Source organism: Streptomyces cyaneochromogenes (assembly GCF_003963535.1).
Classification (GTDB): Bacteria; Actinomycetota; Actinomycetes; order Streptomycetales; family Streptomycetaceae; genus Streptomyces; species Streptomyces shaanxiensis.
In genome coordinates this window covers 5,317,758-5,340,464 of the sequence record NZ_CP034539.1, presented here as the reverse complement: position 1 = coordinate 5,340,464, position 22,707 = coordinate 5,317,758, and the positions used below count along the sequence as shown (strand labels likewise).

Below are 22,707 nucleotides of genomic sequence, written 5' to 3'. Positions count from 1 at the left end.
CGGCGATCCGGAACTCCGACCCGGCGTCCCGTTCAGACCGGGTGGCGGCGCCGGCGGACTCCCGCCTCCCGCGGCAGGTGGCCCGTGCCGCCCAGGACGATCACCTGGAAGGCCGCGCCGAAGTAGGCGGTCACGAGTCGGGAGATCCTTCGGGTGCTGCGCATGGTGGGTCACCTGCCTGCTGGGGTGGTCTGTGGGCCGGTTCTTCGTGGGCGCCTCGGGCGTCACCAGGCGGTGGCGTCGTCCATGGACTGCTGCCAGTACGTGACCTTGAGCGAGTCGTCGACGTAGACGCCCTTCGCGGGCAGCGACGGGCTCGCGCCCGCGCCGACACTCTCGTTGCCGGAGGGGCCGTGGAAGTAGACGGCCAGGGAGTTGACGGTGTGGCCGTCGGAGCCACTGCCGTCGGTGGCCGACAGGTTCACCGAGGCGTAGCCGGACTCGCCCGGCGCGAGCGTGACGACCGCCTGCGGCTGCGAGTCCTCGATGACCGGAGGCACCGCCTGGGCCTCGCCGAAGCGGACAGCGGGGTAGCCGTAGAGGAAGCAGGTCTTGCCACCGGTGTTGGTCACCGTGAGCAGCATGTGGTTCACGGGGCGGTTCAGCGGGGCCGCGACCGTCTTGGTGTTGGACCCCTCGCAGGTGACCGGCTTGCCGGCGGAGTCGGACGCCTCCGCCCCGGACGCGGCGCCGCCACCGCCGGACCCCGTGGTGCCGCCGGCGGAACCGGCCCCCGAGGAGGAGTCGGAACCGGAAGTGGAACCAGAGGTGGACCCGGAGCCGGAACCGGAACCGGAGGACGAGGCGCCGGAAGGGGCAGTGGTGGAGGAGGAGCCCGCGGTCGGCGAGTTGGTCGCCGAGGAGCCCTCGTCGTTGACGCCCGAGCCGTCGTTGCACGCGGTCAGGGAGAGCGCGGCGAGAACGACGGTCGCGGCGGCGCCGACGAGACGGGTGCGGGAGGTGCGGAGGTTGGACATGTTGCTGTGCCCCTTCGGTGTTCGGGTGGCCGTGGTGATTGGATGACCGAAGCTTGTGGGGCGATCTGTCCCAACCGCCACGCATGGCGGGCAGTTGGGGACGCTGGAACGCCGAAACGCCCTCTGACCAGGGACGAGGCAGTGGCCCTGGAACGCGGGACTGGAACACGAGGGGATGGGGAAACGGGTGGCAGGGGCAACAGGGGCCGATGGAACGGAGGCGTTCGCGCGGCTGCTGCGGGAGCTCAAGGACCGCTCGGGACTCAGCTACGGGGCGCTGGCCAAGCGGCTGCACATGAGCACGTCGACGCTCCACCGCTACTGCAACGGCACAGCTGTGCCCGTCGAGTACGCACCGGTGGAACGCCTCGCGAGGGTCTGCCGGGCGACACCGCAGGAGCTGGTGGAGTTGCACCGGCGCTGGATCCTGGCGGACGCGGCACGGGGAAGCAGGGCGGACCAGGCCACGGGGGCGGGGTCGGGATCGGGGTCGGGATCGGGGTCGGGGTCGGCTGCGGGAGCCGTTTCGGCCGATACGGCTGATGCAGCTGATGTAGCTGGTGCAGCTGATACGAATGGGGCAGCTGTTACGGCCGATACGGCCGCCGCACCACCCGACCCGGTCGTCGTCGACGTACCGAGCGAGCCCGCGCCGCCCCGTCGTCCCCGCCGCCGCACCGTGCTGATCGCCTCCGCCGCGGTGGCCGCCGTCCTGGGAGCCGTCGTGCTCACCGTGGGTCCGCCGCTCGGCGGCGGGAGCGACTCGGACGACCGGGAGGCGGCCGGTGCCACCGCGCCGGCCACCGGTACGGCGGACACCCGGAAGCCGTCCGCCTCCCCGTCGCCGAGCCCGAAGCGGAACAAGCCGTCCTCATCCCCGTCCGCCACCGGGTCCGAGAGCGCCGGGTCCGGTGCCGCGAGAGGCGACGGCGAGCAGGGCGGGAGCCGGCCCACGGACGGCAGTGCCGCCGACGCCGTCCCGCTAGCCGTCGGTGTCCGTCCCTACGTCTACGACGACCCGTGCAGCCAGCACTTCCTCGTGAACAGCGAACCCGAGCAGGTCGGCCCGCCGGCGAACGAGGAGAACGCCCCGCGCTGGGCCGCCGCGTACGGGGCGGTCTCCTCGGGCGAACAGCGGATCGCCCTCACCGTCCAGGGCACCGGCAAGGACACCGTCGTACTGAACGACCTGCACGTCCGCGTCCTCACCAAGGGCGCTCCGCTCGCCTGGAACGACTACTCGATGGGCGTCGGCTGCGGCGGAGGCGTCGGCACCAAATCGTTCGACATCGACCTCGACAACGGCAGTCCCACGGTCACCGTCAAGAACGGCCAGCGCGACTTCCCGTACAAGGTCAGCGAGTCCGACCCGGAGGTGTTCTACGTCACCGCCCGCACGAAGGCGCACGACGTTCGCTGGGACCTCACCCTGGACTGGTCCAGCGGCAGCCGGCGCGGCACCATCCACATCGACAACGACGACGCCCCGTTCCGCACCAGCGCCGACGTGAACCGCCCGGGCTACGACTACCCGCTGGGCGGCGGCGAGTGGATCGAACGGATCGGCTGACGGGCTCCCCGCCCCGCAAAGCCGACGCGGTGCTCGGCCGGGCTGTGCTACCTTGACATGAAGTGGCAGTTTTGGTTACCAGAGGCTTCTGAGTGCTCTTCGACCTTCCGTCGACGGGCACTCTTTTTGTTTCCGGGGCTTTCCGGGACTTTGCAGATCTTCCCGTCAGGTCAAATCGTTGCTGCGACGCCGGGTCCGTAAGGTGCGGACTCCGGGCACTGCCTTAGGGAGATTCAGTATGGCAACTGGCATCGTGAAGTGGTTCAACTCGGAAAAGGGCTTCGGCTTCATCGAGCAGGAGGGTGGCGGCCCGGACGTGTTCGCCCACTACTCGAACATCGCCACCCAGGGCTTCCGTGAGCTTCAGGAGGGCCAGAAGGTTACCTTCGACGTCACGCAGGGCCAGAAGGGCCCGCAGGCCGAGAACATCGTTCCCGCCTGACGCTGACGCGCACGCATGGCCGGGGCCCGCACCTTGGGGTGTGGGCCCCGGCCATGTGCGACTGGTGCGACAGGCGCCACAGGTGCCGTATCGAGGAAGGTCCCCCATGAACCGCTCGGCCCGTACGAACAGCAGCTCCGCCCGGAGCAATCGCGCCCGCTCGCAGGGGACGGGCCGCCAGAGCGCTCCCTCCCGTTCGGCCAAGGCCGGGCGGAGCGGTCGCGGAGGCCGACCCGCCGCGTCGTCCGGTGGGGAGTTCGCGCTGCCGGTCACGCTGACCCCGGCACTGCCGGCGGTCGAGGCGTTCACCGAACTCGACATGCCCGAGCGGCTGTTGACCACGCTGCGCGGCGAAGGCGTGACCGTCCCGTTCCCCATCCAGGCCGCGACGCTGCCGAACTCGCTGGCCGGCCGGGACGTCCTGGGCCGGGGCCGCACCGGTTCGGGCAAGACACTGGCCTTCGGCCTCGCGCTGCTGGCCCGTACGTCAGGTCAGCGGGCCGAGCCCCGGCAGCCGCTGGCCCTCGTCCTCGTCCCCACGCGGGAACTGGCGCAGCAGGTCACCGACGCCCTCACCCCCTACGCCCGGGCGCTGCGCCTGCGGCTCGCCACCGTCGTCGGCGGGCTGTCGATCGGCCGTCAGGCGAACGCACTGCGCAACGGAGCCGAGGTCGTCGTCGCGACGCCGGGCCGGCTCAAGGACCTCATCGACCGGGGCGACTGCCGTCTGGACCGCGTCGCGATCACCGTCCTGGACGAGGCCGACCAGATGGCCGACATGGGCTTCATACCGCAGGTGACCGCCCTGCTCGACCAGGTGCGGCCCGATGGCCAGCGGCTGCTGTTCTCGGCCACTTTGGACCGTAATGTCGACCGGCTGGTTCGCAACTACCTCCACGATCCCGTGGTCCACTCGGTCGATCCGTCCGCGGGCGCCGTCACGACGATGGATCACCACGTGCTGCACGTGGAGGACGACGACAAGCACGCCACCACGACGGAGATCGCCGCCCGCGAGGGTCGGGTGATCATGTTCCTGGACAGCAAGCACGCCACGGACCGGCTGGTCAAGAAGCTCCTGGCCGTGGGTGTGCGGGCCGCGGCTCTGCACGGCGGCAAGTCGCAGTCCCAGCGCACCCGGGCCCTGACCCAGTTCAAGGACGGGCACGTCACGGCCCTGGTCGCCACCAACGTCGCCGCCCGCGGCATCCACGTCGACGACCTCGACCTCGTCGTCAACGTCGACCCGCCCGGCGACCACAAGGACTACCTGCACCGTGGCGGCCGTACCGCCCGCGCCGGCGAGTCCGGAACCGTCGTCACCCTGGTCCTGCCCCACCAACGCCGTGACGTGACGCGGCTGATGGCCGACGCCGGCATCGCCCCGACGACCACCAGGGTCCGCTCGGGCGGGGAGGAACTGACCCGTATCACCGGTGCCCGGACTCCCTCGGGAGTGCCCGTCGTCCTCACGCCGCCCGTCACCGAGAACCGCCCCGAGCGCACGGGCTCCGCTCGGCGCACCGGCCGCGGCCGCCCCGCCCAGGGCCGCCGCCGGTCCTCCTCCGCGGCCAAGGGAAGGTGAGCACCCCGGCGCCCGCCCGGAAACGGTGGCGCCGGCAAGGCACGTGCGGTGTCGCCGTACGCGGTGGACGCAGCGCCGAGTTCGACAGGCCGTGGCCCGCGTACGAGGCAGAGCGAATCGAAGTTGCTGAGCTGCACCCGTGGACAACTCACGCGTGATCGGCACGCGGGACCAGGGCCGCGATGCCGAGCAGCGTGAGCGCGGTCACCGGAGGGCCGGTCGCACGGATCGACCAGGCCGGCGGTTACGCGGTGCCGAGCGTGCGCGGCGACGCGTTCGCGGTCCGGCCGGGCGAGATCACGCTGCGGCTGGACGCCGACGGGGTGCATTCGGCGGTCGATGAGCCGGCCGCGCGTCCCCCCTCACACCGACGACGGTGTGTGGACACTGGCCGAGGAGTGCAGCGGATGGCATGCCAGTGACAATCGAGGAGGGAAATATCGCCGAGGGCCGCGGGCGGGCGGATGGACGCCGCTCAGGCCGACAGCGGGTCGTGGCGCTCGACCGCGCTGCTGAGCCGCTCCTCGATACGGTCCAGGACGCGGAGCATCGTGTCCTGTTCGTCCGCCTCCAGACCGTCGGCGACGCTGCCCTCGAGTTCCGCCCAGACCTGCTCGACGTCCTTGCGCAGCGCGAGGCTGGCCGCGGTGGGCTCGATGATGGTGGCCCGCTTGTCGGTCTCGCTGGGCCGCCGGCGGACGAAGCCCGCGGTCTCCAGCCGCTTGACCGTACGGGTCATGGTGGCCGCGTCCGACCCGAGCAGACGCACGAGGTCGGTCTGACGCTGCGGGCCGAGATCCCACAGCTGCATCATGACGAGCTCCTGCCCGGGGTGCAGGCCCACCCGGCGCAGGAGCTGGCCGGCGAGCATCCGGTGCAGCCGGGCCACCCGGAAGATCGCGTGGGTCATGGCACCCGCCCGGACGGACGGCGGCATCGGCGCACGGGCCGCGTCCGCGGCGGGGCCGGCCGAGGGGGCGGCGCCCGGATCATTCGACACGTCGTTCACGACCCCTCGCGCTGATGACTGCTTGAGCAGGGACAGCCTATGTCCGGGGCAGTTCGACGGAGATCCGGTCGGACAGCGCCCCGAGGAAGTCGCGTGCGTCGAAGATCTCGCCGGCCGAGGCGACGCCGACCGTTCTGGTCCGCCCGGTGAGGATGCGGTGGACCGCTTCCACCGCGAGGGGCGCGGTGACGGCGTAGATGTCCTGCCCGCTCGCCACGGCACGCCGTTCGGTGCCGCCGGAGCGTACGACGACGTCGACGAGGAAGGTCTGCGCGGACCGGCCGCTCTCGTCGATCGCGGCCGGTGCCGGGGTGTCCGGGGCCGCCAGGTCGCCTGCCGCCTCCGTCGTCATGTAGGTGCGCACCTCCGGGACGGACAGGTGGCTGGGGATCGTGACGACGTCGGCCATCGTGAACTCGCCGATGACGGTCCTGGTGCCCATCGGGTCGGGGAAGGCCCACTTCTCGGTCGGCGCGGCGTCGTCGCGGTACTCCAGGCGCCCGCCCGCGTAGCGGACGCGTCGGCCGCCGCGCCGCGACCGGGAGACATCGCCCGCGGTCCGGGTCCCCGCGGTGGGGTGCCAGCCGTCCAGCCCGTACGCGATGTGCGCCTCGTCGGCCGTCGTCCAGTCGCCCATGGCCGCGGTGGCCAGCAGGTCGCCGAGGCCGCCGTAGAAGGCCATCGCCGGGACGATCACCGCTCCCGCGCCGCGGGCGCGGTCCGCGAAGTGCGTGAAGGTGTCGAGGTTGGCCTCGATCTCGGCCGCCACGTCCACGTACGGGATCCCGGCGCGCAGTGCCGCCTCGATCACGGGGGCGGCGGTGACGGCGAACGGCCCGGCAGCGTTGATCACGGCCGCCGCACCGGCCAGCGCGCGGTCGAGCGAGGCCGGGTCGTCGACGGACGCCGGACGGATGTCGAGGCCGGGCGCGGAGGCGGCCAGCGCCCGCAGCTTGTCGATGTCCCGGCCGGAGGCGACCGGGACGAACCCGCGGTCCCGCAGCTGTGCCACCACAAAGCGCCCCGTGTGCCCGTAGGCGCCGAAGACGGCCACCATGTGCGCCGTTCCCATGAGTTCTCCCCGTGCTCGAAGGATCCGCCCGGTCTGCTCGACCTGCTCGACCTGCTCGACCTGCTCGACCTGCTCGACCTGCTCGACCTGCTGTGGAACAGCCTGGCGGGGGGCGGCGGTCCACCGTGAGTGTCCGGAACGACAGGGCTCGTACAATTCCGGACATGGGCACTGTCGCGCTGGCCGTCACCGACGGCATGCTCCACTTCGAACTGTCCGTGGCCCACGAGGTGTTCGGGGCCGCCCCGGCCGACGTGCGGGTCCCTTGGTACGACGTCGCCGTGTGCGGGCCGCACGCCGTGCGGGTCGGCCGGTTCCTGCTGGAGCCCGACGGCGGGCTCGACCGGCTCCGGTACGCCGACACCGTGATCGTCCCCGGCTGGGCGGACGTCGACGTCGATCCGCCGGCCGGCCTGGTCGACGCGGTGCGCGCGGCCCACGAGGCGGGCGCCCGGGTGGCCTCCCTGTGCACGGGCGCCTTCGTCCTGGCCGCCGCCGGCCTGCTGGACGGGAAGCGCGCGACCACGCACTGGGCGCACACGGAGGTGCTCGCCCAGCGCTACCCGAAGGTGACGGTCGACCCCGACGTGCTCTACGTGGACAACGGCGGCGTGCTCACCTCGGCGGGCAAGGCCGCCGCCATGGACCTGTGTCTGCACCTCGTCCGCCTCGACCACGGCTCGGCGGTCGCCAACACCGTCGCCCGCCGACTGGTCGTGCCGCCGCACCGGGCGGGCGGCCAGGCCCAGTTCGTCGCCGCCCCCGTACCCGCCCGGGACGACCACCCGCTCTCCGCGCTGCTCCCCTGGATCGTCGAGCGCCTGGACCGGCCGCTGACCGTGGAGGACCTGGCCCGCCGGGCCGGGATGAGCTCGCGCCATCTGGGCCGCCACTTCCGGGCGGCCACCGGCACCACCCCGCTGCAGTGGCTGCTGACCCAACGGATCCGCCGCGCCCAGGAGTTGCTGGAGAGCACCGACGACGGCATCGACGCCATCGCGACGGCCACCGGCATGGGCACCGCCACGACACTGCGCCGCCATCAACCGCACCCTCGGCGTGCCCCCGGACACCTACCGCCGCACCTTCCGCCAGGGCCTGCCCGGTCAGGCCGACGCCCTGACCGCCGCGCCCGCCAGGTCGGGATCCCGTACGACGCGGCGGCGCCGGACCGGGATGCCGAACGTCGGGTTGGCGACACTCCAGGCGGCGCCCTTGCAGACCAGCTCCTTGTAGACGGCGGCAAGGCGTCCTGTCAGGGCCGCCCGGACGGCGCGGTCGTCGGCGGTGACGTACTGGATCAAGCCCTCCTTGCGGCCCAGCGAAATGCACTGGTTGAAGTAGCGCAGCGGCACGTTCGGGAGCTTCCCGCCGGTCAGGCGGGCCGTGATGGCCTCGGCGGCCTGCCACGCGGTGAAGCCGCCCGAGGCGCACGACATCCGCAGGGGCTTGTCGCCGGCGCCCATCGCCATGGCCGCGTCGCCGATGGCGTACACGTCGGGGTGCGAGACCGAGCGCATGGTCCCGTCGACCACGATCTGGCCGGTGTCGGTGACGTCCAGGGTGGTGGCCCGCGCGATCGGGTGGACGGCGAAACCGGTGGTCCAGACGGTGACCGCGGCCGGGATCGTGCCACCCTCGGCGGTGCTGACCTGGTCGGCCGCGACGGCGGTGACCGCGGCGTGCTCGTGCACGGTGATGCCGAGCCCGTCCAGGACCTTGCGCAGGTGCCGGCTGCCCTTGGGCGAGAGCCAGTCGCCGAGGGCGCCACGGGCGGCGAGGGCGACGTCGAGGTCCGGGCGGGCCTCGGCGATCTCGGTCACGGCCTCCAGGCCGGTGAGGCCGCCGCCGACCACGACGACGGGCTGTCCGACGTCCAGCCGGGCCAGGCTCTCGCGCAGCCGGAGCGCTCCGGGGCGGGAGGCGATCTCGTGGGCGTGCTCGGCGGCGCCGGGGACGCCGTGGTCCTGCCAGCCGCTGCCGAGGGCGTACACGAGGGTGTCGTAGTCCAGCAGTTCCTGCGTGCCGCTCGCGTCGGTGACGGCGACGGTCCTGCGGTCGACGTCCACGCCGGTGACCTTCGCGAGCTTCAGGTCGACGCCCGTGCCCGCGAACATCTCGCTGAACGGCCGGGCCTTGAGCTCCTGGCCGACCGCGAGCTGGTGCATCCGTACGCGCTCGACGAAGTCGGGCTCGGCGTTGACGAGGGTGAGGGTGACGTCCGCGCGATGCAGCCGCTTGGCGAGGCGGCCTGCGGCGGTCACCCCGGTGTAGCCGGCTCCGAGGACGACGATGCGGTGCTGCATGTCCGTACTCCTGTCTTGGCGGATCCTGGGCGGATCTTGAGCGGATTCGCCACTTGAACCGGACGGCCCGCCGTTTCCTGACAGGAATGGAATGTGAAGCACGTCACATGGCCCGGTCGGCCGTGTGACGTGCCTTCAGAACGCGCTGCGCAGCAGGGGCTCCCCGTGGTCCGTGGCCGCCCACCGCTCGGTCGCGCGTTCGAGCTTGTCGGGGTTGACCTGGTTGCGGAACCCGGCGATGCCGTCGGCGGTCACCTCCAGGCACATGACGCCGACGACCCGCCCGTCGAGGACCGCCACGAGGGCCGGGCCGCCGTTGGCGGTCGTGGCGTACACCTCGGGCGAGCCGCCGACCAGCGCACGCTTGGCCTCGCTGGGCTTGAACAGGCCCCGCAGGAACTTCGCCACCGCCAGGGCGCCCTCGAACGCCTTGGCGCGCGCCGGGACCTTCCCACCCCCGTCACCGATCGAGACGGCGTCCTGCGTGAGCAGCCGCACGAGAGGCTCGGTACGACCGCTGGTCGCGGCCGCGAGGAACTCCTCGACGATCCGCCGGGCGGCGTCCTCGTCGACCTCGGTGCGGGCCTTGCCGGCCGCGACGTGCTTCTTGGCGCGGTGGTAGATCTGCTGGCAGGCGGCCTCGGTGAGGTCGAGGATCTCGGCGATCTCCCGGTGCGGATAGGCGAAGGCCTCCCGCAGCACGTACACCGCCCGCTCGCCCGGCGAGAGGCGCTCCAGTACGGCGAGGACCGCGTACGACACCGATTCGCGCTGCTCGGCGGTGTCGGCCGGGCCGAGCATCGGGTCCCCGGCGAGCAGCGGCTCGGGCAGCCACTGGCCCACGTAGGTCTCGCGCCGGGCGCGGGCCGAGGTGAGCTGGTTGAGGCACTGGTTGGTGAGCACCTTCGTCAGCCAGGCCTCGGGGACCTCGACACGGTCGACATCGGCGGCCTGCCAGCGCAGGAACGTCTCCTGCACGGCGTCCTCGGCCTCGCTCGCCGAGCCGAGCAGGCGGTAGGCGATGGCCGCCAGGCGGGGCCTCGATGCCTCGAACCGGTCCACGTCGTTCATGGTCAGGGCCATGGTCCGGATCCTAGCTCGCGGGGCGCGCACGGTCGGAGGGCGTGGCACTCGGCGTCGTGAGGGTCGTCACCGCGATGCTGTCGCCGACGCGGATCCGGGCGTAGAACCACTTGGCGTCCTCGGCGTCGAGGCCGATCCAGTCGCTGGTGGGGTAGGGGTCGCCCAGGGCCAACGGCTTGGTGAAGGTGCCGACGTAGAGGGTCCGGCCCTGGGTGTCGCGCAGTTCGACCACGTAGGGGACGCTCACGCTGACGGGGCCCTTGGCCGGTACGTCGACCGCCAGGTCCCTCTCGGTGTGCTTCGCGGCCACCGTCAGCGGGCCGGTGAACCCGATCGAGCCGTCGTACGCCGAGAGGATCGACAGCGGCCGGCGGCCGACCGTGAGGGTGATGTCGGGCAGGCTGAGCGTGCCCGAGACCGGCAGGGGGGTGCTCGGGGACGGCGGGACGGACTGGGCCGGGCCGCTCACCGACCCCTCCGCGGCCGGGACCTGTGGCCGGACCGGGTGGTTCGAGGGCCCGTCGAGGGCCGACGTCAGGGCGAGGCCCAGCAGTGCGAGGGCCGCGGTTCCCGCGCCGAGGGTGACGGCGGCACGGCGCCGGCGCCTGCGGCGCATCGCCCTGGCGCGTATCCCGGCGCCGCCGACGTCCGGGGCAGTGCCCTGGCTCGCGGCCAACTCGCGCAGTGCGGACGAGAGTTCATCGGACACGGCCGCTCTCCTCCCGTACCGGCCCGTCGGCCTCGTCCACCGCGAGACTCTTCGCCAGAGCCGCCCTCCCCCGGGACAGCCTCGCCTTGACCGTCCCCACGGGCGCACCGGTCTCGGAGGCTACCTGCTCCACGCTCAGGTCACACAGATGGTGCAGGACGATCGCCATCCGCTGCGCCTCGGGCAGTTCGCGCAGGGCGACCACGAGCGCGGTGTGCTCGGGATCCGGCCCCGGCGTGGACACGGGCGGCGGAGTGCGCCGTACCAGTTCCAGCCAGCGTTTCGCCCGCCGCCAGCGGCTCACCGCCAGCCGCATGGCCACCGTCCGGATCCACGCCTCGGGGGCGCTGTCCGCCAGGAACTGCCTGCGCCGGTCCCAGGCCCGTACGAACGCCTCCTGCACGACGTCCTGGGCCTCGCCGTGGTCTCCGGTGAAGGCGTAGAGCTGGCCGGTCAGCCGGGGGAACGCGGTCGCGTAGAACGCGTCGAACTCTTCCTCGGTCATGCCCCCACCGGAATCCGTGCCCTTGCCGTGCAACCCGGCCCCCTCCGCCGTGCGTACAGGTCCCGTCCGGGAAGACGGCGCACAGGGGTTCCAGGCTCCCCTTTCCTCAACGGCGTTGGCTTCCCGGCTGCTCAACCCGCCTGCGGCGAAATCGCAGTTGATCCCGAGTTCCCGAGCCGAAGGACCGCCCACGTGCCCCCGACCCCCCACGTACTCCCCGCCGACCACGACTTCGCCGCGTACGCCCGGACGCACTGGTCCGCACTGGTGACGACCGCGCGGCTGCTCACCGACGACGCCGGTGCGGCACAGGAGTTGGCGCGGAGAACGCTGGTGCGGATGTGCGCGCGGTGGCGCCGCGTGCCGCGCAACGACGTGGACTTCCATGTACGGCGCTGTCTGGTGCGGGGCCATCTGCGTCCGCTGCGTGGCCGACGGGCCGCGCGACGCCGGGCCGTTCTGGTGCTGCGGTTCTGGGAGGGGCTGTCGGACGCGGAGATCGCCCAGTTGCTGGGCTGCTCGGTGGGCGCGGTGCGGGCCCTGGTCAGACAGGGTCTCAGGGCGGCCGGCGCCGATCCCGGACGGCTGCGCGAGACGTACGCCCGTGCCGTGGAGGACGTCGCCTCGTCCGAGCTGCCGCCGGCCGGCCTCCAGGCAGAAGGGCGTGTCCGGCGGCGGCGCCGTCTCGCCCTGGCCTCGGCCGCGTGCGCGGCGCTGCTCGTGCCGGCCGCGCTGCTCGCCGTCGACCGCATGGGCCTTACGCAGGGCGGGACTTCCGGTGCTCGGGCGGGGAACGGCACCGGTCCGGCGGCGAGCCCGGTCCGGGTCGTGGGGCCGGGCGAGCGGGTGACCGCCGGGCCGGGGGTGCGGGTGTGGCTGACGGCCGATCGCGGGCACTGGGCGGTGCCCGTCCGCCTCAAGGGGCTGGAGGACAGCGAGCCCGCCCGCGACGAACCGGGCGTCTCCCTGCGGGTGGACAACGTCGACGGCGGGCTCTTCCTGTCCGGCCTCTTCCATGGCCTGGACGGCGAACCGGGCCGCGTCGAGGTGAACACCGGCGACGGCAGGACGACCGCGAAAGTCCTGGTCCTGGCGGGCAGTCCGGGCTGGGGCCTCTGGTACGCGAGCGCGCTCGTGCCCGAGAAGGACATCAAGGCGTTCCTCTCCACCGCCGCCGACGAACGGATCGTCACGGTGTACGACGCCGCGGGCAAGGTCGCCGCACGGTCGACCGGCGAGTGGTGGCGGATATGAACGAGATGAATGAAACAGGCAAGACGAGCAAGACCGACGGGACCGGCGAGGCGAACGGGCCTGACAGGCCGGACGGCCCGCTCCCGGCGCGCACGGCGCGGCGCGTCGAGAAGCGGACCCGGCGCCGCGAGCGAGTCCCGCTGCGCATCCGGTTCCGGCGCACCCGGGGCCGGCGACTGCGCCTGCTGCTCTACGCCTTCCTCACGCTGCTCGCCACACTGTGCGCGGCGGCCGTCACGGCGTACCACCTGACGCCCATTCCGAAGCCGCACCCCGAGACCGTCACCCAGAGCACCGTCTTCCTCGACACGGACGGCGCCTATCTGGGCCGGCGCGGACCGGTCGACCGGCAGGACGTCCCGCTGTCCGCGGTCCCCCGGCATGTGCAGGAAGCGGTGATCGCCGCCGAGAACCGCTCCTTCCGTACGGACAGCGGGATCTCACCGAAGGCCATCGCACGGGCCGCGCTCGCGACGCTGACGGGCGGCGAACCGCAGGGCGGCTCCACCATCACCCAGCAGTACGTGAAGAACGCGCTGCTCAGCCCGGAACGGTCACTGTCCCGCAAGGCGCGCGAGGCGATCGTCGCAATCAAGCTGGACCGCACCCGCGGTAAGGACGAGATCCTGGAGGGCTATCTCAACACCGTGTACTTCGGCCGGGGTGCCGCCGGGATCCAGTCGGCCGCGCGCAACTACTTCGGCGTGGACGCGAGGAACCTGACGGTCGCGCAGGGCGCCGCGCTCGCGTCCATCGTCAACATCCCCTCGTACTACGAGAAGGCGGGCTCCGATCCGAAGGTGACCGCGAAGCTGGAGAACCGCTGGGAGTGGGTGCTGGACGCGATGGCGGCCAGCGGGAGCATCACGGCACGGGAGCGGGCCGCGGCACGCTTCCCGGCGTTCCGGTTCTATCCGCCCGGCGAGACCGAGGGGCAGCGGCAGTACCTGATCGACGTGGCCGCGAAGGAGGCCGCCGACCGGCTCGGCATCACCGAGGACCAACTGGCGAGCGGCGGCTACAGCGTGACGACCACCTTCGACCTGGCGCTCCAGGACAGCACCGCGCAACGTGTCCAGGAGCACCCCGGGGGAAAGGGCGGTGTCCGGGTGCACACCGCCGTCGTCGGGATGGTGCCCGGCGACGGGGCGGTGCGGCTGCTGTACGGGGGGTCGGACTACGCCCGTCAGCCGTTCAACGACGCGGTGAGCGGGGCGGTGGAGGCGGGGACAGCGCTGGAGCCGTTCGGCGCGGTGCGCGAAGCGGACGAACCGCTGCGCGCGCTGCTGAGGACATCGGCGCCGACCCCGCTGAACCTGGCGTCGGCGTACGCCACTTTGGCCGCGGACGGCAGGTACGCCGCCCCGTACACCGTCGCGCGCATCACGCGGGAGGGCCGCACCGTCTACCGGGCAAGCCCCGACGTGCGGCGGGTACTGGGCGAGAAGGAGGCGCTGATGGCGGGCGCGCGCACGGGTGCCGTACCGACGCCCGTCGCCGTCGGCCCGGCGGAGGCGGGGCTCTTCACCACCGGCGGGGCGGGTGGCGGGATCACCCGGCGGACCGTGTGGACCACCGGCTACGACGCCCGACTCGCCCTGACGGTCGCCCTGTTCGCCGACCGGGCGGGCGGCAAGAAGGGCACGACGGCACCCGCGCAACTGCCGAACGTGCCGCCGCCGGTCGAGTTCGCGCAGGGGGTGGCGGCGGGGATCTGGGGGGCTGCCACGCAGGGCGGGGCGAAGGGCGGGTCAAAGGACGGGTCGAAGGGCGCCGGGGGAGGGTGACGTCGGGTGACGCGGGGGGCGCGCGAGGGGAGCGCGGGTTGTCCACAGCTGTGGACGGATTCGGCGGGGGAGGCAGGCCGGGCGGTCGATGCGCCTGTGCGCCTCGCTCTCCGACGCTTCACATGTCCCGTAAGGGGTACTCCGTGCCCGTGAGAATAAGTGTGCTGGACACGGGCTCCAACACGGTCCGACTGGCCGTGTGCGACGCGGGGGACGGAGTGCCCCTTCCGGTGCACACCGCGAAGTGGAAACTGCGCCTGTCCGAACAGGTCGGCAGTGACGGGCGCGTTGGGGAAGAGGCGACGGAACACCTGGTGAAGGCGCTGAGCGCGGCGATCGAGATGGCGCGGCAGTGGGGCGCGCCGGAACCGCTGGCCTTCGCGACCGCCGTGGTGCGCGACGCACCCGACCGGGCGGACGTCCTGGCGGCCGTACACAGCCGGACCGGCCTGCGTCTGCGCGTACTGCCGGGTGAGGCGGAGGCCCGGCTGACGTTCCTGGGTGCCCGGCGCTGGATGGGCTGGCGCTCGGGCCCGCTGGCCCTGTTCGACATCGGCGGCGGCTCCCTCGAAGTGGCCTTCGGCCGCGGCAGGACGCCCGAGTTCGCGGCCTCCCTGCCGCTCGGCGCCAACCGTCTCACCAACGAGTTCTTCGCCACGACGGACCCTCCCGCGCCGTCCGACATGGCCGCCCTGCGCCGCAAGGCGCGCCACCAACTGCGGGACGTCTCCGCCCGCATCCGCTGGGAGCACCCGCACACCGCCGTCGCCACCTCACGGACGTTCCAGCAACTGGCACGGCTGTGCGGCGCGGCTCCGGGGCGTCACGGCCCGTTCGCCGAACGGGTCCTGCGCCGACGCGACCTGCGCCAGGCGGTCGACCGCCTGGTCCCGCTGTCCGTCGCCGAGCGGGCCGCCCTGCCCGGCATCTCCGCCCCTCGGGCCCGGCAGAGCCTGGCGGGAGCGATCGTCGGACACTCCGCGATGAAACTCAGCGGCGTGAAGTCCCTGACGATCTGCCCCTGGGCCCTGCGCGAGGGCATCCTCCTGCGCTATCTGGAGGACGGCGCCGACTGGTGGGCCGACCTGGAGCGGCCCGTCGACCTGGAACGGCACGTCGACCTGAAGCGGGGCCTGGACGGAAAACGGGGACTGGACGGAGGGGTGGTCGGGGCGCGGCCACTGCGTGTGGCCGCGTCTTCGCCGACGCCCTGAGACGACGCCCGGAGAGGGCGCCTTGAAACGGCGCGCGGAGAGGGCGCCTTGAAACGGCGCGCGGAGGCCTCGCGGAACCGCCGGGCTCCCCCACGCCCCCCGCACCCACACCCGCACGCCGCGAAAACCGGGCCCGCATGCCCGCCGGGCCCCGGGGAACCCGCCCCGCATGGGTGCGAACCACACTGAGGCCCCGATTCTCGAGGCGCTCGCCCGGTATCGGAACGTGGACGAGCTGGGGTTCACGCCCCCGGGCCACAAACGGGCACGCGGCGCGGATCCACGCGCCCGCGAAGTCCTGGGCGACGCCGTCTTCTTCGGCGACGTCCTGGCCAACGGGGGCCTGGACGACCGGCTCTCCGGGGGCCGGGTACTGACGAGGGCCGAGTCCCTCATGGCCGACGCGGTGCACGCGGACCACACGTTCTTCTCGACGTGCGGCAGCTCCCTCTCCGTGAAGGCCGCGATGCTGGCGGTGACCTCCCCCGGCCACCGGCTCCTCGTCGGGCGCGACGCGCACAAGTCGGTCGTCGCCGGACTCATCCTGTCCGGTGTCGACCCGGTGTGGGTGGAGCCCCGGTGGGACGCCTCCCGGCACCTCGCCCATCCCCCCTCCCCGGCCGCCTACGCCAAGGCGTTCGCGGAGCATCCAGACGCCGACGGGGCCCTGGTCACCAGCCCCACACCGTACGGAGCCGCGGCCGACCTCGGGGGCCTCGCCGAGGTCTGCCACCGGCTCGGCAAGCCGCTCATCGTGGACGAGGCGTGGGGAGCGCACCTGCCCTTCCACGAAGAGCTGCCGACGTGGGCGATGGACGCGGGCGCCGACATCTGCGTCACCAGCATCCACAAGATGGGCAGCGGCCTGGAGCAGGGCTCGGTGTTCCACCTGCAGGGCGACCTCATCGACCCCGCCGAGCTCGCCTCGCGCGCCGACCTCCTCGGCACGACCAGCCCGAACGTCCTGATCTACGCCGGCATCGACGCCTGGCGCCGCCAGATGGTCCAGCATGGGCGCGAACTCATCGGCGGGGCCCTGGAGTTGGCCACCCGCACCCGTACGGCCATCGAGGCGATCGACGGCTGCCACGTCAACGACGCCGAGGACTTCTGCGGGCCCGGCCTCGCCGCCGACTTCGACCCGCTCCCGGTCGTCATCGACATCGGCGGCCTCGGCACCAGCGGCTACCGTGCGGCCGACTGGCTGCGGGCCCACCATCACCTCGATGCCCACCTCTTCGACCACCGGCGCATCAGCACCCAGCTCACCCACGCCGACGACGAGCGGACCACGGCGCGGCTGCTGACGGCCCTGCGCGACCTGTCCGCCCACGTCACCGACCACGCCGACCTGCGCGACGCCCCCGAAGTCGCCGTCCCCTCCCCCGCCGACCTGCGGACGGACCAGGCGCTCCTCCCCCGGGACGCCTATTTCGCGCGGCACGCGAAGGTCCCCGCGAACGAGGCCGTCGGCCGGATCGCCGCCGAGATGATCACCCCGTACCCACCCGGCATCCCCGTGATCCTGCCCGGCGAACGCCTGACCGAGCCGGTACTGAAGTACCTGGTCACAGGGGTCGAGGCCGGCATGTTCCTGCCGGACGCCGCAGACCGGCACCTGACCACCGTACGGGTCGTCGCGGAACCCTGAACCCAGCGCCGCCCCGCTGCCCTGCGGGGCCTGGGGGATTGCCGCCCGCCGGGCCTGAGGGGGCTGCCGCCCGCTGGGCCTGGGGGGGCCGCCCGCCGGGCCTGGGGGGCCGCCCGCCGGGCCTGGGCTGATTCACCGCCCTGCGAGGCTCGGGCAGATCCACTGCCCCGCAGGCCCCGGCGGGATTCGCCGCCGCCGCACACGCCGAGGACGGCAACCGCCCGCACCGCAGAGCGCACAGGCCCGACCGGCGCCCCTGCCGGCCGGGGTGGCCGCCCGGGGCCAACCGCCAAGTCCACCCGCCCTCGCCGCCGCTCTCCGCCCGCCGCCCTCCGCCGCCGACGGCACAGGGACCGTTGCACCCCGGGCTACACCCGCCCAGCGCGCGGCCGCCGGGCGATCAGGCGTCTTTCACGGCCGGATCACGCCCCCTGTCAGGCCGACCCCGGGCAGCCACCCCGAAGAACCCGGCCGGAAACACCCCCGCCCCACACGCCGAGGACGGCAACGCCCGCACCGCAGAGCGCACAGGCCCGACCGGCGCCCCTGCCGGCCGGGGTGGCCGCCCGGGGCGGACCGCCAGGTCCATCCGCCTTCGCCGCCGCCCTCCGCCGCCGACGGCACAGGGGCCGTTGCACCCCGGGCTACACGCACCCAGCACACGGCCGCCGGGGCGATCCGGCCTGGATCACGGCCGCAGCACGCCCCCTGTTAGGCCGACCCGGCCCATGGGTACTCGGCGGCGCGTCCCGGAACCGTCGCCTCACGCGTCACGACACGCCTCCACCACACGCCGCACCTGGGAGAACGCGATGCCCGACTTCGGATACTTCCTGTCGTCCGAGGAACACGGCCCGGCAGCACTCGTCGAGCAGGCCCGCATGGCCGAGCAGGCCGGCTTCGACTCTCTCTGGATCTCGGACCACTACCACCCGTGGAACGACGCCCAGGGTCAGAGTCCGTTCGTGTGGACGGTGATCGGCGCGCTGTCCCAGGCCGTCTCGCTGCCCGTGGAGACGGCCGTGACCTGCCCCGTCCTGCGCACGCATCCCGCGGTGATCGCCCAGGCCGCCGCCACCAGCGCCGCCGCTCTGGGCGGCCGGTTCCGGCTCGGTGTCGGTACCGGCGAGGCGCTCAACGAGCACATCCTGGGCACCCACTGGCCCGAGGCGTCCGTACGCCTGGAAATGCTGGAGGAGGCCCTCCAGGTCATCCGCAAGCTGTTCACCGGCGAGCGGACGAGCCACTACGGCAAGCACTACACCGTCGAGAACGCCCGCCTCTACACCCTGCCCGACGAGCCGATACCCATCGACGTCTCCGCCTTCGGCCCGCAGGCCGCCGAGGTCGCGGCGCGGATCGGCGACGGGCTGATCACGACGATGCCCGACACCGCCCTGGTCGAGCGCTTCCGCCGCGCGGGCGGCACCACCAAGCCGGTGTACGGAGGACCCAAGGTGTGCTGGGGCACGGACCAGCGGGAGGCACGGCGCACCGCGCACCGCCTGTGGGCGAACGAGCAGCTCCCCGGGGAACTGGCCCAGATCCTGCCCACCCCGAGCCACTTCGAGCAGGCCTCCGAGCTGGTCACGGAGGACCAGGTGGCGTCGTCCGTACCGTGCGGGGACGATCCGGACGCGCATCTCGAGGCCCTGACCGCGTTCGTCGACGCGGGGTTCGACACGGTGTACGTCAGCCAGATCGGCAAGGACCAGCAGGGCTTCTTCGACTTCTACCGCACGAAGATCCTTCCGCAACTGCGTGCCTGACGGCACCGGACGGACGGCGAGGGACGGACGGCGAGGGACGTGGACCGGCGGAACGGACCCGGAGAGCCGAAGGCGGCGGCTCTCGTCGTGATCGACATGATCAACACATACGACCACGAGGACGCCGACCTGCTCGTACCGTCCGCCGGGCGGGTCGTACCGGTGCTTGCGGAGCTGATCGGACGAGCCCGCGAGGCGGACGTGCCGGTGATCTACGCGAACGACAACTTCGGACTGTGGCGCTCGCACCACGGAGAACTCGTGGACACCGCGCTGTCCCGCCCGCACGCCGACCTCATCGAGCCGATACGGCCCGACGACAAGTCGCTCTTCGTGGTGAAGGCCCGCCACTCCGTCTTCTACGAGACCCCGCTGTCCTACCTCCTGTGGCGACTGGAGGTAGGACACGTGGTGCTGACCGGCCAGGTCACCGAGCAGTGCGTCCTCTACTCCGCCCTGGACGCGCACATCCGCCACCTGGAGGTCACCGTGCCCGAGGACGCCGTCGCCTCCATCCACCCCCATCTGGCGTCCGCCGCCCTGGAGATGATGCGGCGCAACATGGGGGCCCGGATCGTCACGGCGAAGGAGATCGACTTCACCCGTCCCTTCACCGCTCCGTAGCGGCCCCAAACTCACTGGCGGGGCCGGGCCCTCGCAGACGAACATGGAACGCATGACCGACGAACCCGCACGCTGGAGCCAGGCGACCGTCTACCCCGACATGTGGGTCGACCCGGACAGCGACCCCCGCAACAGCGACGGAGTCAGTCCGGACGGCGAACTCGCCACTCTGCAGGACTTCCTGACGGGCTACCGCCTGACACTGCGGATGAAGTGCGAGGGCCTGGACCCGGAGCAACTGGCCCGTCGGTCGGTTCCGCCGTCGACGATGTCCCTGCTCGGCCTGATCCGGCACCTCGCCGAGGTCGAGCGGGACTGGCAGAACTGGATCACCGACGGCGAGCCGCTGCCTCAGCTGTACGGCGGGCCCGACGGCGACTTCGACGGAGCCGTCGCCGAACAGGCCGTGGTCGACGCCGCGTACGCCGATCTGGAACGCGAGCAGGCGGCGACCGACGCCGCGCTGGCCGAGCACCCGGACCTGTCCGAGCGGCTGGGGAAGGACGGCTTCGCGGTCCGTGAGCTGCTGGTGCACCGCATCGAGGAGTACGCCCGCCACTGCGGCCACGCCGACCTGCTGCGCGAGTGCGTGGACGGCAGGGTGGGCCAGTAGGAAGGCCGACCGCGTCCGGGCCGACGTCATCGGACCGGCATCCGAGTGAATCCGGGCATGCGACGCGGGGCGGCCGGCGTCGCGGCGGGAAGGCCATCTCGCGTACCGGACCAGCGACGGGCAGGGAGCGTCCCGATGCCGAAGTTCCTCGTTCAGGCGAGCTACACGCCCGAGGGCACCAAGGGGCTGCTGGCGGAGGGCGCGAGTGGGCGCCGGGCCTCCGTCGACCAGGTCGTCGCCGACCTCGGCGGCTCGGTCGAGGCCATGTACTTCGTCTTCGGCGAGGACGACCTCGTGTGCATCATCGACTTCCCCGACCCGGTGTCGATGGCCGCCATCAGCCTCAGGGTCAAGGCCAGCGGCGCCCTGCGCACCCGGGCCACCCCCCTCCTCACCCTCGCCGAGGTCGACGAGGCCATCCGCAGGCAGGTCGCCTTCCGGGCACCCGGCGCCTAGGACCGAGCGCGCGCCCGGCACCACCGCGTCAAGGGTGTCGTACGACCACGGCAGGACCTGGAATGGCAGGCCGTCCGTGTCCACGGCGTGATCGACCGCTTTACGTGTCGGCGAGGCCGAGGCGAGAGTGACCCCATGGCCATCGACCTCACCGCCCTGCGCGCCCACTTCCCCTCCCTCGACTCCGGCCTCGCCTTCTTCGACGGACCGGGCGGCACGCAGACCCCCCGCCCCGTCGCCGACGCCATCGCGGCGACGCTGACCGGCCCGCTGTCCAACCGGGGCACCGTCAGCCCGTCCGAACTCAACGCCGAGCGCGCCGTCGCGGACTTCCGCGCCGCCTACGCCGATCTGCTCCACGTGCCCGCGAACGGTGTCGTGCACGGCCGCAGCGCCACCCAGCTGACCTACGACTTCTCGCGCCACCTGGCCAAGGACTGGCGGGCCGGGGACGAGATCGTCGTCAGCCGTCTCGACCACGACGCCAACGTCCGCCCCTGGCTGCAGGCGGCCGAGCGGGCCCGAGTGACGGTCCGCTGGATCGAGATCGACCCGGAGACGACGGAGCTCGACCTCGCCTCGTTCGAGCGGGCGCTGTCCCCCCGTACGCGGCTGGTCGCTGTCACGGCGGCTTCGAACGTGCTCGGCACCAAGCCCCCCGTCCGCCGCATCGCCGACCTGGCCCACGAGGTCGGCGCCCTGGTGTACGTGGACGGCGTGCACTACGCCGCGCACCACCTCGTGGACGTACCCGCGCTCGGGGCGGACCTGTTCGTCTGCTCGCCGTACAAGTTCCTCGGACCGCACTGCGCGGTGCTCGCGGCGGCGCCCGGGCTCCTCGAAACCCTGCGTCCGGACAAGCTCCTGCCCTCCCCCGACACCGTCCCGGAACGCTTCGAGTTCGGCACGCTGCCGTACGAGACCCTGGCGGGCGCCACCGCGGCCGTCGACTTCCTCGCCGCGCTGGACCCGGGTGCGGCGGGCACGCGCAGGGAGCGGCTGGCGTATGCGCTGGACTCCCTGCACGAGCACGAGCGGGTGCTGCGCACGAGGCTGGAAGACGGGCTGCGCGCTCTCGGCGACGCCGTCACCCCGCACTCGAAGGCGGCCGACCGCACCCCGACCCTGCTGATGACCCTGGACGGCCGCGACGCCCGCGAGGCCCAGGCCCACCTGGCCGCACGCGGCGTGGTGGCACCGGCCGGGTCGTTCTACGCGTACGAGCCCTTCGCCGCGCTGAAACTGGAGGACCCCGCCCTGCGCGCGGGCCTTGCCCCCTACAACACCGCCCACGACGTGGACCGCTTCCTCGACGGCCTCGCCACCTTCCTCTGACCTCCGCCCCCCGTAGGGTGTTTGAAAGTTTGAGCTTTGCGGTCGGATTCACAACCGCACCCCTCAGCATCACGGGCGGCACACGTCACCCGCCTCGGCCGTTCGGCCGATCCGCCGGGCTGCTCCCGCCACCTGGGCTGCGATGCGTACCCTTGGGAACGTCCGCGGCCGGCAGCCCTTCCGGGAAGACCAGTTCACCCGAGCGAATTCGAAGGAACAGCGAACGTGTCGTTGAAGAACAGTCGTCTCAGGCTCGCTTCCCTGGCGCTCATCGTGGCGCTCTCCGGCCTGGCCATGGCGAGCCCCGCCATGGCGGCCACGCAGCCGTCCATGGCGGCGTCCACGGCCGCGCAGGAGCAGGCGCCCGCGATCCCCACGGACTTCGTGGACCTGCCCACGAGCGCCCTCCCGGCCGACGGCGAGCCGCACGAGTTCACGGTCACCTACCGCAACGACTCGACGGCCGCCCGCACGGTCGCTCCCCAGCTCCTCGTGACGTCCCCGGAGGCGGGGCCGTTCCTGACCCCGGCGGACGTCAGGCTGGAGCGGCGCACCGCGCGCGGCTGCTGGGAGCCCGTGCAGGTCGGCACCCAGACGGGCACGCTGTTCACCGACCTCACGACCGCCCGGCGCACGCTGCCCGCGGGCGAGACCCTCACCCAGGTCTACCGGCTGACCGTCGTCAACCCGGAGGCCAAGGGCACGGTGGCCCCGAGGGTCGCGCTCTACGGCTGAGCCGCCCGTCC

The 22,707-nt window shown here is 72.8% G+C and carries 22 protein-coding genes and 1 pseudogene; 15 read left to right on the top strand and 8 right to left on the bottom strand.

Features of this window, described 5'->3' with window-relative positions:
• Positions 1–32 precede the first annotated feature (32 nt).
• Complete coding sequence (locus tag EJ357_RS50270) at positions 33–164, bottom strand: hypothetical protein (RefSeq protein ID WP_267132807.1); 132 nt, start codon at positions 162–164, stop codon at positions 33–35.
• A 60-nt stretch (positions 165–224) separates the two neighbouring features.
• Positions 225–977, bottom strand: a complete 753-nt coding sequence (locus tag EJ357_RS24255; RefSeq protein WP_126393661.1) for a DUF4232 domain-containing protein — start codon at positions 975–977, stop codon at positions 225–227.
• Between the two features lie 187 nt (positions 978–1,164).
• Between EJ357_RS24255 and EJ357_RS24250 the strand changes: the two genes are divergently transcribed.
• From EJ357_RS24250 to EJ357_RS24240, 3 genes are all read left to right on the top strand, one after another.
• A complete protein-coding gene (locus EJ357_RS24250; protein WP_228473154.1) occupies positions 1,165–2,547 on the top strand; it encodes a helix-turn-helix domain-containing protein in 1,383 nt (460 codons plus the stop codon).
• 238 nt (positions 2,548–2,785) lie between these two features.
• Positions 2,786–2,989 (top strand): cold-shock protein, encoded by a 204-nt coding sequence (locus EJ357_RS24245; RefSeq protein ID WP_126393659.1) that lies wholly within the window; start codon positions 2,786–2,788, stop codon positions 2,987–2,989.
• 106 nt (positions 2,990–3,095) lie between these two features.
• Positions 3,096–4,574 carry a DEAD/DEAH box helicase gene (locus tag EJ357_RS24240; RefSeq protein ID WP_126393658.1) on the top strand — a complete coding sequence of 493 codons (1,479 nt, stop codon included), beginning with the start codon at positions 3,096–3,098 and terminating at the stop codon, positions 4,572–4,574.
• A gap of 475 nt (positions 4,575–5,049) precedes the next feature.
• On the opposite strand, the gene EJ357_RS24235 is transcribed toward EJ357_RS24240, so the two are convergent.
• On the bottom strand, positions 5,050–5,511 hold the full coding sequence (locus tag EJ357_RS24235; protein ID WP_126399915.1) for a MarR family winged helix-turn-helix transcriptional regulator: 462 nt from the start codon (positions 5,509–5,511) through the stop codon (positions 5,050–5,052).
• Positions 5,512–5,620: 109 nt separating this feature from the next.
• A complete protein-coding gene (locus tag EJ357_RS24230) occupies positions 5,621–6,655 on the bottom strand; it encodes a saccharopine dehydrogenase NADP-binding domain-containing protein (protein ID WP_126393657.1) in 1,035 nt (344 codons plus the stop codon).
• Between EJ357_RS24230 and EJ357_RS48420 the strand changes: the two genes are divergently transcribed.
• A complete protein-coding gene (locus EJ357_RS48420; RefSeq protein WP_175647497.1) occupies positions 6,641–6,784 on the top strand; it encodes a hypothetical protein in 144 nt (47 codons plus the stop codon). The two genes, EJ357_RS24230 and EJ357_RS48420, sit on opposite strands and share 15 nt — an antisense overlap.
• Before the next feature lie 35 nt (positions 6,785–6,819).
• Positions 6,820–7,747: pseudogene (locus EJ357_RS24225) on the top strand (helix-turn-helix domain-containing protein); the annotation flags it as partial.
• 14 nt (positions 7,748–7,761) lie between these two features.
• Here the strand turns inward: EJ357_RS24225 and EJ357_RS24220 are convergent.
• The 4 genes from EJ357_RS24220 to EJ357_RS24205 form a co-directional block, all read right to left on the bottom strand.
• Complete coding sequence (locus tag EJ357_RS24220; RefSeq protein ID WP_126393656.1) at positions 7,762–8,961, bottom strand: NAD(P)/FAD-dependent oxidoreductase; 1,200 nt, start codon at positions 8,959–8,961, stop codon at positions 7,762–7,764.
• A 135-nt stretch (positions 8,962–9,096) separates the two neighbouring features.
• Positions 9,097–10,044 (bottom strand): RNA polymerase sigma-70 factor, encoded by a 948-nt coding sequence (locus EJ357_RS24215; protein ID WP_126393655.1) that lies wholly within the window; start codon positions 10,042–10,044, stop codon positions 9,097–9,099.
• 10 nt (positions 10,045–10,054) lie between these two features.
• A complete protein-coding gene (locus EJ357_RS24210) occupies positions 10,055–10,753 on the bottom strand; it encodes a hypothetical protein (protein ID WP_126393654.1) in 699 nt (232 codons plus the stop codon).
• Positions 10,743–11,258, bottom strand: a complete 516-nt coding sequence (locus tag EJ357_RS24205; RefSeq protein WP_126393653.1) for a SigE family RNA polymerase sigma factor — start codon at positions 11,256–11,258, stop codon at positions 10,743–10,745. The genes EJ357_RS24210 and EJ357_RS24205 overlap by 11 nt, the downstream gene beginning before the upstream one ends.
• 192 nt (positions 11,259–11,450) lie before the next feature.
• Here EJ357_RS24205 and EJ357_RS24200 point away from each other — a divergent pair, with 192 nt between their 5' ends.
• From EJ357_RS24200 to EJ357_RS24155, 10 genes are all read left to right on the top strand, one after another.
• Complete coding sequence (locus EJ357_RS24200; protein WP_126393652.1) at positions 11,451–12,512, top strand: sigma factor-like helix-turn-helix DNA-binding protein; 1,062 nt, start codon at positions 11,451–11,453, stop codon at positions 12,510–12,512.
• Positions 12,509–14,299: a transglycosylase domain-containing protein gene (locus EJ357_RS24195; RefSeq protein WP_126393651.1), complete on the top strand. Its 1,791-nt coding sequence runs from the start codon at positions 12,509–12,511 to the stop codon at positions 14,297–14,299. Before EJ357_RS24200 ends, EJ357_RS24195 begins: the two co-directional genes overlap by 4 nt.
• Positions 14,300–14,448: 149 nt before the next feature.
• A complete protein-coding gene (locus EJ357_RS24190) occupies positions 14,449–15,513 on the top strand; it encodes a Ppx/GppA phosphatase family protein (protein ID WP_126399912.1) in 1,065 nt (354 codons plus the stop codon).
• A gap of 169 nt (positions 15,514–15,682) precedes the next feature.
• Positions 15,683–17,164, top strand: a complete 1,482-nt coding sequence (locus tag EJ357_RS50545) for an aminotransferase class I/II-fold pyridoxal phosphate-dependent enzyme (RefSeq protein WP_126393650.1) — start codon at positions 15,683–15,685, stop codon at positions 17,162–17,164.
• Positions 17,165–17,976: 812 nt separating this feature from the next.
• Positions 17,977–18,933 (top strand): TIGR03557 family F420-dependent LLM class oxidoreductase, encoded by a 957-nt coding sequence (locus tag EJ357_RS24180; RefSeq protein WP_126393649.1) that lies wholly within the window; start codon positions 17,977–17,979, stop codon positions 18,931–18,933.
• A 39-nt stretch (positions 18,934–18,972) separates the two neighbouring features.
• The gene (locus EJ357_RS24175) at positions 18,973–19,557 is read left to right on the top strand and encodes a cysteine hydrolase family protein (RefSeq protein ID WP_126393648.1); all 585 of its coding nucleotides are present in this window, start codon (positions 18,973–18,975) and stop codon (positions 19,555–19,557) included.
• A 43-nt stretch (positions 19,558–19,600) separates the two neighbouring features.
• Positions 19,601–20,170, top strand: coding sequence for a DinB family protein (locus tag EJ357_RS24170; protein ID WP_175647496.1), 570 nt, complete (start codon positions 19,601–19,603; stop codon positions 20,168–20,170).
• Positions 20,171–20,305: 135 nt separating this feature from the next.
• A complete protein-coding gene (locus tag EJ357_RS24165; protein ID WP_126393646.1) occupies positions 20,306–20,626 on the top strand; it encodes a GYD domain-containing protein in 321 nt (106 codons plus the stop codon).
• Positions 20,627–20,761: 135 nt separating this feature from the next.
• A complete protein-coding gene (locus EJ357_RS24160) occupies positions 20,762–21,961 on the top strand; it encodes a cysteine desulfurase-like protein (RefSeq protein ID WP_126393645.1) in 1,200 nt (399 codons plus the stop codon).
• 225 nt (positions 21,962–22,186) lie between these two features.
• Positions 22,187–22,696: a hypothetical protein gene (locus EJ357_RS24155; RefSeq protein WP_175647495.1), complete on the top strand. Its 510-nt coding sequence runs from the start codon at positions 22,187–22,189 to the stop codon at positions 22,694–22,696.
• Positions 22,697–22,707: the final 11 nt, after the last annotated feature.

Bases quoted from the DNA above. Each gene is read 5' to 3' on its own strand.
- EJ357_RS50270 (WP_267132807.1), bottom strand. From the start codon at position 164: ATGCGCAGCACCCGAAGGATCTCCCGACTCGTGACCGCCTACTTCGGC.
- EJ357_RS24255 (WP_126393661.1), bottom strand. From the start codon at position 977: ATGTCCAACCTCCGCACCTCCCGCACCCGTCTCGTCGGCGCCGCCGCG.
- EJ357_RS24245 (WP_126393659.1), top strand. From the start codon at position 2,786: ATGGCAACTGGCATCGTGAAGTGGTTCAACTCGGAAAAGGGCTTCGGC.
- EJ357_RS24240 (WP_126393658.1), top strand. From the start codon at position 3,096: ATGAACCGCTCGGCCCGTACGAACAGCAGCTCCGCCCGGAGCAATCGC.
- EJ357_RS24235 (WP_126399915.1), bottom strand. From the start codon at position 5,511: ATGCCGCCGTCCGTCCGGGCGGGTGCCATGACCCACGCGATCTTCCGG.
- EJ357_RS24230 (WP_126393657.1), bottom strand. From the start codon at position 6,655: ATGGGAACGGCGCACATGGTGGCCGTCTTCGGCGCCTACGGGCACACG.
- EJ357_RS24220 (WP_126393656.1), bottom strand. From the start codon at position 8,961: ATGCAGCACCGCATCGTCGTCCTCGGAGCCGGCTACACCGGGGTGACC.
- EJ357_RS24215 (WP_126393655.1), bottom strand. From the start codon at position 10,044: ATGGCCCTGACCATGAACGACGTGGACCGGTTCGAGGCATCGAGGCCC.
- EJ357_RS24205 (WP_126393653.1), bottom strand. From the start codon at position 11,258: ATGACCGAGGAAGAGTTCGACGCGTTCTACGCGACCGCGTTCCCCCGG.
- EJ357_RS24195 (WP_126393651.1), top strand. From the start codon at position 12,509: ATGAACGAGATGAATGAAACAGGCAAGACGAGCAAGACCGACGGGACC.
- EJ357_RS50545 (WP_126393650.1), top strand. From the start codon at position 15,683: ATGGGTGCGAACCACACTGAGGCCCCGATTCTCGAGGCGCTCGCCCGG.
- EJ357_RS24180 (WP_126393649.1), top strand. From the start codon at position 17,977: ATGCCCGACTTCGGATACTTCCTGTCGTCCGAGGAACACGGCCCGGCA.
- EJ357_RS24170 (WP_175647496.1), top strand. From the start codon at position 19,601: ATGGAACGCATGACCGACGAACCCGCACGCTGGAGCCAGGCGACCGTC.
- EJ357_RS24165 (WP_126393646.1), top strand. From the start codon at position 20,306: ATGCCGAAGTTCCTCGTTCAGGCGAGCTACACGCCCGAGGGCACCAAG.
- EJ357_RS24160 (WP_126393645.1), top strand. From the start codon at position 20,762: ATGGCCATCGACCTCACCGCCCTGCGCGCCCACTTCCCCTCCCTCGAC.